14 protein-coding genes are annotated in these 13,508 nt (G+C 45.1%); all 14 read right to left on the bottom strand.

Annotated features, from left to right (window positions below):
* Window positions 1–75 precede the first annotated feature (75 nt).
* Window positions 76–666: a histidine phosphatase family protein gene (locus tag AC58P7_RS04425; protein ID WP_497340235.1), complete on the bottom strand. Its 591-nt coding sequence runs from the start codon at window positions 664–666 to the stop codon at window positions 76–78.
* 46 nt (window positions 667–712) lie between these two features.
* The gene (locus tag AC58P7_RS04420) at window positions 713–1,342 is read right to left on the bottom strand and encodes an anti-sigma factor family protein (RefSeq protein WP_497340233.1); all 630 of its coding nucleotides are present in this window, start codon (window positions 1,340–1,342) and stop codon (window positions 713–715) included.
* 6 nt (window positions 1,343–1,348) lie between these two features.
* Window positions 1,349–1,930, bottom strand: a complete 582-nt coding sequence (locus AC58P7_RS04415) for an RNA polymerase sigma factor (protein WP_310223509.1) — start codon at window positions 1,928–1,930, stop codon at window positions 1,349–1,351.
* A 404-nt stretch (window positions 1,931–2,334) separates the two neighbouring features.
* Entirely contained in the window at window positions 2,335–3,195 is an 861-nt protein-coding gene (locus AC58P7_RS04410; RefSeq protein WP_497340231.1) for a polysaccharide deacetylase family protein, read from the bottom strand.
* A gap of 177 nt (window positions 3,196–3,372) precedes the next feature.
* A complete protein-coding gene (locus tag AC58P7_RS04405; protein ID WP_497340229.1) occupies window positions 3,373–4,461 on the bottom strand; it encodes a prephenate dehydrogenase in 1,089 nt (362 codons plus the stop codon).
* Between the two features lie 27 nt (window positions 4,462–4,488).
* Window positions 4,489–5,589, bottom strand: a complete 1,101-nt coding sequence (gene hisC / locus AC58P7_RS04400) for a histidinol-phosphate transaminase (protein ID WP_497340227.1) — start codon at window positions 5,587–5,589, stop codon at window positions 4,489–4,491.
* A gap of 16 nt (window positions 5,590–5,605) precedes the next feature.
* Window positions 5,606–6,421: a tryptophan synthase subunit alpha gene (gene trpA / locus AC58P7_RS04395; protein WP_497340225.1), complete on the bottom strand. Its 816-nt coding sequence runs from the start codon at window positions 6,419–6,421 to the stop codon at window positions 5,606–5,608.
* Between the two features lie 3 nt (window positions 6,422–6,424).
* The gene (gene trpB, locus AC58P7_RS04390) at window positions 6,425–7,618 is read right to left on the bottom strand and encodes a tryptophan synthase subunit beta (protein WP_497340223.1); all 1,194 of its coding nucleotides are present in this window, start codon (window positions 7,616–7,618) and stop codon (window positions 6,425–6,427) included.
* The gene (locus AC58P7_RS04385; RefSeq protein ID WP_497340221.1) at window positions 7,615–8,313 is read right to left on the bottom strand and encodes a phosphoribosylanthranilate isomerase; all 699 of its coding nucleotides are present in this window, start codon (window positions 8,311–8,313) and stop codon (window positions 7,615–7,617) included. The genes trpB and AC58P7_RS04385 overlap by 4 nt, the downstream gene beginning before the upstream one ends.
* 26 nt (window positions 8,314–8,339) lie before the next feature.
* Window positions 8,340–9,134, bottom strand: a complete 795-nt coding sequence (gene trpC, locus AC58P7_RS04380) for an indole-3-glycerol phosphate synthase TrpC (protein WP_497340219.1) — start codon at window positions 9,132–9,134, stop codon at window positions 8,340–8,342.
* Complete coding sequence (trpD, locus tag AC58P7_RS04375; RefSeq protein ID WP_497340217.1) at window positions 9,124–10,164, bottom strand: anthranilate phosphoribosyltransferase; 1,041 nt, start codon at window positions 10,162–10,164, stop codon at window positions 9,124–9,126. The genes trpC and trpD overlap by 11 nt, the downstream gene beginning before the upstream one ends.
* A 20-nt stretch (window positions 10,165–10,184) precedes the next feature.
* Entirely contained in the window at window positions 10,185–11,732 is a 1,548-nt protein-coding gene (gene trpE / locus AC58P7_RS04370; protein ID WP_497340215.1) for an anthranilate synthase component I, read from the bottom strand.
* 291 nt (window positions 11,733–12,023) lie between these two features.
* Window positions 12,024–12,410, bottom strand: a complete 387-nt coding sequence (aroH, locus tag AC58P7_RS04365) for a chorismate mutase (RefSeq protein WP_497340213.1) — start codon at window positions 12,408–12,410, stop codon at window positions 12,024–12,026.
* Window positions 12,411–12,413: 3 nt separating this feature from the next.
* A complete protein-coding gene (gene aroB, locus AC58P7_RS04360; protein WP_497340211.1) occupies window positions 12,414–13,508 on the bottom strand; it encodes a 3-dehydroquinate synthase in 1,095 nt (364 codons plus the stop codon).

Here is a 13,508-nt window from a genome sequence, read left to right as displayed (position 1 = left end):
CATTATGGGATTTTTTTCCGAAAATATTCCATGAACAACAAAAAAAGCATGACTCTGATCGAGTCATGCTTTCTTTTAAATCATCGTTTCCGATGACGTTTGCAAATGAGTTAAGCAATTATATAACTGGAGTTCCCATTGATCAGCTTGTCGCAATAATAGGGTCAATGACGTATTTTGCAGAAACTCCTCTTGATTTAACTTCAGTTCACGAAGCACTTGAACGATAAAGCCACCATGAGAGATTAATAGCACCTTCTTATTCGGATAAGAATTCAAAATCTCAGTCTCTAGCTCTAACCATCGTGCCCATAGCTGGCTATCAGACTCTTGACCCAGATCCTGAAGCTTCCAGTCGGCTCCCCAGCGTTCTTCGCGTTCTGTGACTGTAGTCCCTTCGACCAGCCCGTATTTACGCTCTCTCAAGCGTTTATCTGTGCGTAGAAGCGGAATACCAGATAGATCAGCAATGATGTGCGCGGTTTCACTTGCTCGCTTCAAATCACTGGAGATGATTCCGTCCCAATGTTCTTGCGCTAATCGATACCCCAGCAATCTTGCTTGTTCTCTGCCTTCATCTGTTAAGTCAGTATCTAACTGACCTTGCAGCTTGCCTAGGCGATTCCATTCTGTACTTCCGTGGCGAATGAATCCAATAGTTGTCATTACTTTACCTCCAGCGCTTAAATGCGAAAATGCTCCTTTAGGAGCATTATGTTTTCGTACGTGATAACCAGTTCATGATGATAATAGTTGCTACTAGTCCTAGTAAGGATACGACTAATAAATAATGAGGATACGAGTGAATGGGTCCAACATGAAATCGTAAAGGTTCCATAAAGCTGGGATTCAAACTCGCAACCGCATCACCCAGCTTGTGACCATTCATAGATTCTGTACCGCTTGACTTCAATGCTTGCGGTGCCTCTAAATCATATAGTGAGTTATCCGCGGAAGCCATCGTCGACTGAGGGGAACCATCATAAACAATGGCAAACAAAAAGCTAAATACAAAAAGAGCTAAGCAAAATGCAATTACTGCAGTTAAATTACGTCTTAATTTATAAGAAATCGTGTACATCCGTTCTGAAACTGGAATACGCCAGGATTCATCCTCGTAAATACGACTCATTACTTTCGAAGAAACCACAGGCTCAAAGTCTGTAAACTCTTCGTCTGTCGCTGCTGTCCGAATGAGAATCATGCTTTCTTCCCATATTTGAAATTCCTCTCCACAGGAGTCGCAAGTTTCTAAATGCTTATCAACTGCTGTACGACGCAGGTCATCATCCGGTAAATCCCAGTAGACTCCAAATAATTCCTGGATCTCACTACACTTCATCGCTTGTCATCCCTTCGATTCTTCGAATATTGGTTCACTGAAATAAGGATCCAGGTGCAGCTTGACAGATGCCCTCGCTCTAAATAGGAGAGATTTCACCGAGCTAACGGTTTGGCCTAAAATGTTGGCAATTTCCTGATAATCCATCTGATCATATTCACGTAAAATCAAGGCAGACCTCTGCTTTTCAGGTAAGCTATTGATCGCATCGCGAACCATGGATACCTTCTCATTCCTCAACATCGCCTGCTCTGGCATCGCATCAAAAGAAGCGTGTGGCGTAAGACCACTTTGCTCCAACGACACCTGGACACTTTTATTTTTGCGCAGCTCACTCAATACGGTATTACGGGCAATCGTATATAACCACGTAGAAAAAGATGCCTCGATCTCACGGAAAGAATGCAAACTGCGGTACGCTTTATAGAAAGTTTCGTTACACAAATCTTCTGCAATTGCTTCCATCTGTGTACTCTTGAGCATGTGATAAATAAATGCAAGGATTTTACGCTCGTAACGACGCATAAGCTCGTTATAAAGCTGAACATTTCCATCCTTGATTTCTCTAATCAATTGGGAATCGGTCATTACGTGGCGACCCTCCTCGCGATTCCGGGTACCACTCCAACTGTTCCTACTTGTTTTACTTGCGTTGGAGTGAAAAGTTGCGATTATTTGTAAAAAATTTATGAATACCAAATAGAGCAAAGAATTAGCCTATTACTTATTCTTGATTGGGCACGAGATTCCTGCTAGATTCGACAAATTGTTGGATAAAGTTCATATTTATAGCACTAATATACCATCGACATGCTAAGGCTTTCGTTTTATATGTATTTTAAAATGCAAAATAGACAAAAAAAAACCGCCGAATCGGCGGTTGCACTTATGGTGCGATTATCGGATAGGAGTGGAGAGAAACCATACTGTACTTTTATTATATGTATACGGTTTCATTCTGTCAACACTTTTTTGAAAACGTTTACTAAAGATCACTTCGCACTTGCGAATTGAGATTGCTCTCTCTTCGCTTTCTTAATCAAATTGCTTATGGAATGCGGCCGAACAAAGGGACTTCCACCGTTGATTCGCGGAATTTGCATCGGATCCGTCCATTCAGAAGCCATTCCAGCTTTCGTCGTAAAAGCGTATTGGATTCCTGCTTCTTGTAAATACGAAATTGTCGTATCATCGTAGCTGCCAAATGGGTAAGCATAGGAATCCACATCTTTTGAAGCATTTAACTCCCTAAGCTTAGAAATACAAATACGTGTGTCTTCTACAACCCTAAATTTAAATTCAGCATCCGTTTCTAGCTTTCCATTTTGAATAATTTTGTTGGAAAGCATTGGTTTACCATCTTTCATCGCATGTAGCTCATCCGAGTGGCCTTGGAATTCAATATCGGCATCTTCTTTACGCATATTTCTAATCTCATCCTTGGATAAAGACGCCAACTTTGGCCTCTTGGGATCGTCCAGATCTTTGGTGATGACGAAATTCACTGCAGGGATATGAAGTTTTTGGAGAATAGGATATGCATTGGTATAAAAGCTTTCATAGCCATCATCAAATGTAACGAGCAGTGCATTATCCGGAATGGCCTTACCTTTGCTTTTAAAATCCTTAAATTGATCTAAAGTAATGAACTGAAAGCCTTTACGTTGCAACGATACGAGTTGCCTTTCAAACAACCTAGGAGTGATTGTAACCGAGCTCTGATCATGTTCGTCAATATGATGATAGACAAGAACAGCAACCTCATTGGAGTAATACACATCTTTGGCACTTGCTAAAATGGGAGAAAAATTAAGAAGAACAATCATGACTGTTAACAAGCTGACTATCAGCATTCGGTATTTCAGATCAACCGCCCCATAACAATAAATAGTTTATAATTAAATAATAAGACCCATTATAGCATGAGGCTTTAGACCTGTGAATCCGTTTACAGAAATAAAAAAAGACTCCTTTCGCTTTGGCAGGATACCAAATCACAAGGGAGTCCAAGGCTTATTAAGAGTAAGAATTTAAACATGCACCGCATATTCTTTGCCTAGCAGCTCAGAAGCTCGATCCGCTTCCTCTTGACTACGGAAAGACAATCTAAGAATGCCAGGAACATCTTCACGACTTTCAATAATTTGAATATTGCTCAAGTTGATTCGTTCATTTCCAAGTAACGATGTGATTGAGCCTATGATACCTGGGTGATCTGGAACATCAACATAAATATCAAATAAGGATGTGAGGACACCTTTTCGACGTTCTGGTAATTTGCTGCGAAATTCACCTGCAATACGGAACTGCTCCGCAATACCTTCTCCATCGCTTTGCTCGATCAGGTTAACGAATCGGGAAATCTCCACATTCCAATCCTTCAACAGCTTGAGTAAAACATCACGATTATTAACTAGGATATCCCGCCAAATCGTCGGTTCACTTGAGGCAATCCGAGTAATATCTCGGAAGCCTCCAGCAGCCAAATTTTGATACAACGGATTACTCTCGTTATACCCTCTTACTTGATTAACAAGTGCCACCGCGATGATATGCGGTAAATGGCTGATTGCGCCAACAATATCATCATGCTCACGAGCATCGACTTGAACGATTTGAGCCTTAGTTTGACTAAGCAAACTTGAAAGACGATCAACTTCAGCTTGAGGTGTGCCCTTAGCAGGTGTCAACACATAAAACGCATTCTCATACAAATGTGAGGAAGCCGCCTCCACTCCATGCCGCTCAGAGCCTGCCATCGGATGACCGCCAATAAAAAAGTAGCCTTCCTTCAAGTGTGTTGCTGCGCTTTCTGTGATTGAAGCTTTGGTACTGCCCACATCCGTGATGATGCAGCCTTGTTTCAATGGCAGCTTCATGAGCTTCTGCACATACTCTTCTAGATTACCTACAGGTACACATAGAAAAATATAGTCAGCCCCATCTACAGCTTCGGCCATATCTGTTGTTGCATAATCAACAACATTCCGTTTCAGTAGTTTCTGAACAGAATTCGGATTAGGTGAATGACCAACAACAGTATAGTCAGGTTTTCCTTTGAAGCATAAGGCGAGTGATCCACCAATCAGCCCTACTCCGAATATCGCGATTTTCGTCATGAGATGAATCAACCTTTATCCTCTGAATTAGGCTTGAACAGGAACCTCAGCAAGAACTTCCGTTAAAGCCGCAATGAATTTAGCATTTTGCTCGCTTGAACCAATCGTGACTCGCAGCGATGTCGGGAATCCGAGCATGTGTCCACCACGAACGATAATACCGCGACGCATTAAGCCATTGAACACGTCTCCAGCAGGGCGAGATACGTCCACCATGATGAAGTTACCATGTGCGGGGAATGATTGCAGGCCAAGGGATTCGAACTGATCTTTCAAATACTTCAAACCAGCCGTATTCGCTTCGCGGCAGCTCGCGATGAAATCTTGATCCTTGATCGCTGCAAGGGCAGCGGCTTGTGCGAAACGCGTAGTGTTGAATGGCTCACGCACTTGATTAATGGAACGAATGACATCGGGATGTCCAATTCCGTATCCAATGCGAAGTGAAGCCAGCCCATAGATTTTGGAGAAGGTGCGCAAGGAAATGACATTCTTGTATTGACCAATAAGTTCAATACTATCTGGGAACTCACCCGTTGTGTTGTACTCACAATAGGCTTCATCCAGAACTACAATCGTATGTGGAGGGACTTTGGCTAGAAATGCTTTGATTTCAGCATCCGTATTCATCGTTCCCGTCGGATTGTTCGGATTACAAATCCAAATAATTTTCGTGCGATCGGTAATCGCAGCTGCCATTGCATCCAAATCATGTGTTCCATCTTTCAATGGCACCTCAATGGAGATCGCACCTTCGATTTCACAATTGTGTTTGTACTGAGGGAATGTGTGTGAGGCCATAACAGACTCATCACCAGGCACTAAGAAAGCACGAGCCAGCATAAGAATGACTTCATCTGAGCCTGCGCCAAAAATAAGTTGATTCGTCTCAACACCCAAGGATGCTGCTACAGCTTCCGTTAGTTGTACAGCCCCTCCATCCGGATATAGACTAATATTGGCTATTTCCGCTTCAATGGCCGCCTTGACATGCGGTGAAGAACCAAATGGGTTCTCATTAGAAGCAAGCTTAATGACTTCGGTTAGCCCCAGCTCACGCTTCACTTCCTCAATTGGTTTACCTGGTTGGTACACGGGTAGATGTATAATCGTTTGTTTCGGTTTCATGAAGTCACCTCATCAATTAGTTGTTCGAACGTTTCAATTGACCTACAAAGTTGCGTATTTGCGAAAGACCTTCCGGATGAGCTGCATCTGCTTCGAAATGTGGCAATGCACTTTCAATCGTGCGTACAATCGCACTCCCCACAACAACACCATCACACAGCTTCTCAAAGCGTTCAACCTGCTCACGCGACGAAATGCCGAACCCTACAACAATGGGTACAGATGCAGCATTACGAACGGTAGTAAGGAAGTCCTCAATCCCACCAAAAAATTCAGCACGCTCGCCCGTTACACCTAGAGAAGACACACAATAAACGAAGCCGCGAGCCCCCGAAGCAATACGTTGAACCCGCTCATTCGATGTTGGAGCGACTAGCGGGATCAAATGAACACCATATTTCTCCGCAATCGCTTTAGTCTCACTATCTTCTTCTAACGGAAGATCAGGAATAATAATGCCGCTGATTTCATTCTCCTGCATCACTTTGAAAATACGTTCCAGACCAATTTGCAGTACCGGATTATAATACGTAAAAAGGATGAAAGGCAGCTCGGAACCTCGGCTTCTCGCTTGTCGAGCCACATCAATAACATCAAAGATGGAAATCTTACGTTTTAAGGCGCGCTCGGAGGATCTTTGAATAACAGGACCATCTGCAAGCGGATCCGAATAAGGTACACCAAGCTCGATTAAGTCAGCGCCTGCTCGTTCCATTTCTAGAATAAGCTCTAACGAGGCCTCAATCGATGGGTCACCGATCGTTAGAAAGGGAATCATTGCGGTTTCACCGCGCGCTTTGAGTTCTGCAAAACGACTATCAATACGGTTCATCGCCTATACCCCCTCGCCTAGATAACTAATAATGGATTCCACATCTTTATCGCCGCGTCCGGACAAGCTTACGATAATGATTTGATCCTTCGACATCGTTGGCGCTAATTTCATCGTATGGGCAATCGCATGTGCGCTCTCTAGTGCTGGTATGATGCCTTCCGTGCGGCTAAGCAACTGAAGTGCTTCCAATGCTTCCTGATCCGTAATCGGATAATAGGACGCACGCTCCGAATCTTTGAGGTAAGCATGCTCAGGACCAATTCCCGGATAGTCCAAACCTGCTGAGATGGAGTGAGCTGGCAATACTTGGCCATACTCATCCTGAAGCAAGTAACTGAGAGAACCTTGGAATACGCCTGGCGTTCCCTTGGTCATGGTTGCTGCATGCTCCTCTGTATTCACGCCACGGCCTGCAGCTTCAACACCAATCAATTTGACTGAAGCATCTTGGACGAAAGGATAGAAGATCCCCATCGCATTACTGCCTCCGCCTACGCAAGCGACAACCGCATCTGGTAATCTACCTTCGGTTTCCAAAATTTGCTCTCGGGATTCATCCCCGATCACACGTTGGAAATCACGAACCATCATCGGATAAGGATGTGGGCCTGTTACTGATCCAAGGATATAGTAGGTATCTTGCACGTTACTTACCCAGTAGCGAAGTGTTTCGTTACAGGCATCTTTCAACGTACGAGTTCCTGAAGTAACTGGAATCACTTCGGAGCCTAGCAATTTCATACGGAAAACATTTAATTGTTGACGCTTCGTATCTTCCTCACCCATGAATACCTTGCATTCAAAGCCCATCAACGCCGCTACGGTAGCAGAGGCAACACCATGTTGACCAGCGCCAGTTTCTGCGATAATTTTCTTCTTTCCCATACGTTTTGCAAGCACGGCTTGTCCAATGGTGTTGTTAATTTTGTGTGCACCTGTATGATTTAAATCTTCACGTTTTAAATAAATTTTTGCTCCGCCTAGAAGCTCAGTCAAGCGCTCTGCATAGTACAGCGGCGTAGGTCTCCCTGAATACTGTTTTTGCAGATAACGAACCTCAGCAATAAATTCAGGATCATCTTTATATCGCGCATAAGCTTCTTCAAGCTCATGTAGGGCATTCATCAAAGTCTCAGGCACATAGCGGCCTCCGAACTTGCCAAATCTACCATGCTGATCAGGTACTTGTGTCACTTACGGGTCACCCTTTCCACAAACGCGGTTATTTTCGCAATATCTTTCACACCATCTGTCTCCACGCCGCTCGATACATCAACGCCGTCTGGACCATAGGCACTCACTAATTGATCTACATTATCATGTCGAAGTCCGCCAGCAACTAGCAATTGTACACCAGCGGCACGCGCCCATTCTTGATACACGGGAATACAATCCCAGGCAAAAGTTGTTCCTGAACCGCCCCCATAAATAGGGTCGAAGGTATCTAATAAAACGGCGTCCACAGTTCCGATATATGAATCGAGCTGTGCAGCCACCTCTGCCAATGAGGGGACCCGATCTTCTGTTTTCGAAATGGAAACAGATTTAAATACGCTTACTCCGAAATGTTCACGGACCCACCCACAAAATTCCGGCGTTTCCTGACTATGAAGTTGGACGATATCTAAAGGAGCAACCGCTAAAATCTCGATCAACTGCTCCTTCGTTGGATTGACAAAAACACCGACTGTACGCGGAATTGTCTGTCCATTTGCCTCTTCTGATTTCAAGTATGCAATCAGCTCTGCAGCCTTCTCAGGCGTAACCTGGCGCTTGCTTGGTGCAAAAACAAAGCCGATATGAGCTATCGGCAAATGTACGATTGATTTTAACACTTCAACGCTTTGAAGTCCACAAATTTTTACCGTTGGAATCGTTCCCACAGCCATCAAATTCGCCTCTTTCTTCCCTGTTCCTAAGCCTTTTTGACAAGCTCACCCATCAAATCATGAACGGCTTGCTCAACGACCGGCTGTCGCATGAAATGCTCCCCGATTAACACGGCTTGTGCGCCAACTTGCCCTACATAAGCCATATCTGCAACGGAGGAGATCCCGCTTTCACTTACGACCGTTTTACCCTTAGGCATTAACTTAATCAACTCTTCCGTTGTTCCTAGATCCGTTACAAATGTTTTCAAATTCCGGTTATTCACACCGATCAGTTGGGTATCCAGTTCCAGTGCGCGCTCCAGCTCTTCACGATCATGTACCTCGACTAGTGCATCCAAGCCAAGATCCTTCGCTAGTGCTAGATACGATTTCATTTGGTCAGTAGTTAAAATCGCAGCAATGAGCAGAATAGCATCCGCACCGAGAAGCCTTGCTTCATAAATTTGCTTAGGATCAATCGTGAAATCCTTACGCAATAGTGGAACATTCACCGCTTTACGCACAGCTTGCAGATAGTCATTGCTCCCTTGGAAATACGAAACATCGGTCAAAACCGAGATGCAATCTGCGCCTGCACGCTCATAAGCTTGAGCCAAACTGACCGGTTCAAAATCCTCACGGATTAACCCTTTGGACGGTGATGCTTTCTTCACCTCGGCAATTAGCCCCATTGCGCGGTTTTTCCTAGTCGTCAGCGCTTGCTCAAAGCCTAAGCAAGGCGGAAGCAGCGAGATCAGCTTCTCCGCCTCTGCAATTGAAAAGCTGCTCATAGCTTCGACTTCTACACGCTTAGTAGCAACAATTTTATCAAGAAACATGGCATAATTCTCCTGTGTATTGGATTAAATCGTTCAATTTCTGCTCCGCGCGTCCCGAATCAATAACTTCCGCTGCATATTTAACTCCCTGTTGAAGAGTGCCTACATGACCGGTTACATAGAAACACGCTGCTGCATTCGCAAGCACGATGTCACGGTATGGTCCTTTTTCACCGGCAAAAATATGGCGAATAATTTCAGCGTTTAGTGAAGCATCTCCACCTGCTACATCTTTGATACTATGTGCACGAAGACCTAAATCATCCGGCGTTACGGTATAGGTGCTTATGTTCTCCGATTTCAATTCTGTCACCTTGGTAGGTGCCGAGATACTGAATTCGTCTAAGCCATCCTCGCTAGCCACAACCAGCGCTCGTTTTAGGCCTAGTGCTTGAAGCGATTGTGCTAGCATCTCTGTTTTGTTTCTGTCAAAGACGCCTAGAACTTGACGATCAGCACCCGCAGGATTGGTTAGCGGCCCAAGTAAATTGAAAACCGTTCTAAAACCGAGCTCCTTACGAGGCGCAGCGACATGCTTCATCGATTGATGATAGGCTTGCGCAAACATGAAGCAAATCCCCGTCCGTTCCAGACACTTCGCTGCTTGTTCACCACTCAGTGTAATCTTTACGCCAAGAGCTTCTAAGACATCAGCGCTCCCGCTTTTACTCGACATCGCTCTATTACCGTGTTTGGCCACACGAATACCACCTGCTGATGCGACAATGGCAGCAGAAGTTGAGATGTTAAACGTATCTGCACCATCTCCACCCGTTCCACACGTATCAAGGAGATCGCTCTGGTGTACATTCACCTGCAGCGCTTTACTCCGCATCGTCTCGGCAAAACCGGTAATTTCTTCAAAAGTTTCCCCTTTGATGCGCAGCGCCGTCAATAAACTCCCAATTTGCGCAGGTGAAGCCGCTCCATCCATAATCTCAGACATGACGCTTCTCGCTTCTTCCCGGGACAAATGACTACCGCTGATTACTTTTCCAAGTGCTTGCTGTATCGAACTCAATCCGCTCATGTTCTTTATTCCCCTTCCTTCTAAGAGTTAACAAAATAATCTTTGTTAATATCACTAACAGGTCTAGGCTCAGGACTGAACATGGCTTCTGCCATTCGAATTGATTTCAGCAAAGCCGTCGCTTTGTTCACGGTTTCTTGATATTCGTTCTCTGGAACGGAATCCCATACAATGCCTGCTCCAGCTTGCACATATGCTTTACCTTTTTTGAAAACAATCGTACGAATCGTAATACAGGTATCCAAATTCCCTGAAAACCCAAGATAACCGATCGCTCCTGCGTACGAACCTCGAGATTCGGGTTCAAGTTCTGCAATGATTCCCATTGCTCTGAGCTTCGGCGCTCCAGACACCGTACCTGCAGGCATGCATGAAAGGAAAGCATCGAAGAAATCTTTATCTTTCGCTATTTTACCAGATACATTCGAAACGATATGCATCACGTGCGAATACCGTTCAATATCCATGAAGGTATCGCATTTGACAGTACCAAATTCCGAAACACGTCCGATATCATTACGCCCTAGATCAACCAACATCAAATGCTCGGCACGTTCTTTCTCATCGGCTAGCAATTCTAGCTCTAGTGCGTGATCTTCCTCTGGCGTTTTGCCACGAGGTCTTGTTCCAGCAATAGGCCGCGTTTCAACCTTCTCTTCTTCCACACGCACAAGAAGCTCAGGAGACGTTCCAACGATCACCTCATCATCCATTTTCAACACATACATATATGGAGAAGGATTCATTGTACGAAGCACACGGTACACCTGTAACGGTGAAACTGTTGTTTCCATCTCAAAACGCTGCGAAAGTACGACTTGGAAAATGTCGCCGGCACGAATGTATTCCTTCGCTTTGTTGACGTTGGCGATATATTTTTCTTTCGTAATATTGGAGCGGATCTCGCCTAACTCAGGCTCTGACACGATTGGATTGTGTGTCATCGTATCTGACCCCAAAGGACGTTTGATTTTCTCGATTGTCCCATCAATTTTCTCGCAGGTTGCTTGATAGGCTTTAACGATGTCGGCATCCGTTGCATATGGAGGAACATGGATGTTTGCAATCACTTTAATCTGCTGTTTGAAATGATCAAACACGATAACCTGATCACAGAACATGAATTGAATATCGTTCATTTGTAAATCATCAATCTGATGAGCGGGTAGTTTCTCATAGTATTGCAATAAGTCATATCCGAAGAATCCAACAGCACCGCCTGTAAATCGCGGAAGATCCGCAAGCTGAGGGCTGGAGTAGGAACGAAGATAAGCTTTCAACACTTCGATCGGTTTCTCATCCGTGATTTTTTTCTCGGATTGGGTTTCTACCGTTGTTTTTCCATGCTTCGCCGTAATCATCAAGAAAGGATCGCTGCCGATGAAGGAATAACGGGCCCATTTCACTCCTCCCTCTACGCTTTCTAATAGAAAAGCACGGGGCTCTTGATATAAATGCTGAAAAACACGTATAGGCGTCTCAGTATCTGCTAGTAAATGACGCACGACTGGGATTAGATTATAATCTTTGGACAAACGAATGACTTCTTGCAATTCTGGTGTATACATGGAAACATCCCCTCTCAGCTTGTGAGCTACTCGCAGGCAGCGGCGCTCAAAACTCTATTCGAATACAAAAAAACCTCTACCTAGGGTAGAGGTTGACTTTAGTTTAGTAGACGATCAGGATGAATGTGAAAAAAGAAAATGATGGCAAGGTATGAACAAATAAACGATCCCCTATGGGAACGATCCTATTGATCACACAACAGCTACTTTACTTTTTCTCATCTCAACTGGGCTCTGCTCTACTCGACTAAACTCTGCTCTACTAACCTAAACTCATCTAATTTCACTATACTACCGGGTAGCTTCATTTGTCAATTTAACAATATCAGGTCGAAGCGCTTTCGCTTCTTTTAAGTACACATGGTTAATCTCCGCTTGGGTTTTGGTCGTGTTGACCTGCACCATCAAACGAATACATTTCGGCAAAGCATTTTCAACTGGCACTTCCAAGGAACACATCAAAGGAACAAGCTCCCAGCCAATAAGCGTACGAATGGCTCTTGCTGGAAACGTAGCCGTAATATCTTCGGTTACCGTGATGAATACCGATCCGATATCTTCGGGACGGAAATCATTCGCCTCTACAATTGCTTGAAGAAGCTCACTCGTAGCAGAAAGAATTTCTTCTGCATCATTCTTTTGAACTGTTGTCGCGCCACGAATTCCCCTTAAGTACATCGGTTATTTCTCCCCTTTTAGAAGGTCAACAATCTCTCTGACTTGCTGTTCTGTAACATCCTTGCGGATCTCGACTTTACCAATTTCGGTAGGGATGATATAAACCATCGTACCTTCTTTGAACTTCTTGTCATGCATCATGGCACTCATAATGCGATCCGTATCCAAATGCGACGGTACGCTAACTGGCAGTCCATATTTAAGGAATAAACCTTGGGTCACGGTATGAATGTCCTCACTATAACCAAACTGCTGAGCAAGCTTTGCAGCGCCGACCATGCCAATGGCAATGGCCTCACCATGCAGGAGCTCACCATAGCCAGCTACGGCTTCTAGCGCATGTCCAATCGTGTGCCCCAGGTTTAGAATCGCGCGGAGATCATTCTCGCGCTCATCTTGTGACACTACGATAGCCTTCACCTGACAACCTATGTAAAGCGCATAGCTTAACGCTTCTGGATCTAAAGCTAACAGCTTGTCTGCGTTCTCATCACACCATTGCGTAAAGGCTGCATCCCAGATCAAGCCATGCTTAATCACTTCGGACAGGCCTGCCTTCACTTCGCGATCAGGCAACGTCAATAGCAAGTCGATGTCGAAGAGGACTAGCTCCGGTTGGTGAAACGCCCCGATGATGTTCTTCGCCATCGGGTGATTGACCGCTACCTTGCCGCCGACAGAACTGTCGTGGGCAAGAATGGTCGTCGGGATCTGCACGAAGCGGATCCCTCGCATGAAGCTCGCCGCAGCGAAGCCGGCGAGATCGCCGACCACGCCTCCTCCGAGGGCAACGATCGCAGAATTGCGATCAAGGCCTGCCTGGAGGGCAGCGGTTACGATTCCCTCGAGCTGCGCGAGGGATTTGGAGGTTTCGCCTGCAGGCACGATGCAGGCCGTCGCGGCGAAGCCGCCATCACGGAGCAGCGTCAGGACGCGCTCCAAGTGCAGTGCCGCCACCGACTCATCGGTGACGAGGAGCAGAGGCGACTTGCGGCTGAGCTTCGCACGATCGAACAGTGCCGCGATATTGGTAACAATGCCTTGGCCAATATAAATGGGATAAGACCGTTCTCCAAGCTCTACGGTAAGTTCTCTCAT

This window comes from Paenibacillus sp. J22FR5 (assembly GCF_059691975.1).
Note: the sequence above shows the minus strand (reverse complement) of the source record. Positions and strands in the feature narration are given on the sequence as shown.

Excerpts from the sequence above, each read along its gene's own strand:
- trpD (WP_497340217.1), bottom strand. The coding sequence starts at position 10,164 with ATGAGCGGATTGAGTTCGATACAGCAAGCACTTGGAAAAGTAATCAGC.
- AC58P7_RS04410 (WP_497340231.1), bottom strand. The coding sequence starts at position 3,195 with ATGCTGATAGTCAGCTTGTTAACAGTCATGATTGTTCTTCTTAATTTT.
- trpA (WP_497340225.1), bottom strand. The coding sequence starts at position 6,421 with ATGAACCGTATTGATAGTCGTTTTGCAGAACTCAAAGCGCGCGGTGAA.
- trpE (WP_497340215.1), bottom strand. The coding sequence starts at position 11,732 with ATGTATACACCAGAATTGCAAGAAGTCATTCGTTTGTCCAAAGATTAT.
- AC58P7_RS04425 (WP_497340235.1), bottom strand. The coding sequence starts at position 666 with ATGACAACTATTGGATTCATTCGCCACGGAAGTACAGAATGGAATCGC.
- AC58P7_RS04415 (WP_310223509.1), bottom strand. The coding sequence starts at position 1,930 with ATGACCGATTCCCAATTGATTAGAGAAATCAAGGATGGAAATGTTCAG.
- AC58P7_RS04405 (WP_497340229.1), bottom strand. The coding sequence starts at position 4,461 with ATGACGAAAATCGCGATATTCGGAGTAGGGCTGATTGGTGGATCACTC.
- AC58P7_RS04385 (WP_497340221.1), bottom strand. The coding sequence starts at position 8,313 with ATGGCTGTGGGAACGATTCCAACGGTAAAAATTTGTGGACTTCAAAGC.
- trpC (WP_497340219.1), bottom strand. The coding sequence starts at position 9,134 with ATGTTTCTTGATAAAATTGTTGCTACTAAGCGTGTAGAAGTCGAAGCT.
- aroH (WP_497340213.1), bottom strand. The coding sequence starts at position 12,410 with ATGTACTTAAGGGGAATTCGTGGCGCGACAACAGTTCAAAAGAATGAT.
- hisC (WP_497340227.1), bottom strand. The coding sequence starts at position 5,589 with ATGAAACCGAAACAAACGATTATACATCTACCCGTGTACCAACCAGGT.
- aroB (WP_497340211.1), bottom strand. The coding sequence starts at position 13,508 with ATGAGAGAACTTACCGTAGAGCTTGGAGAACGGTCTTATCCCATTTAT.
- AC58P7_RS04420 (WP_497340233.1), bottom strand. The coding sequence starts at position 1,342 with ATGAAGTGTAGTGAGATCCAGGAATTATTTGGAGTCTACTGGGATTTA.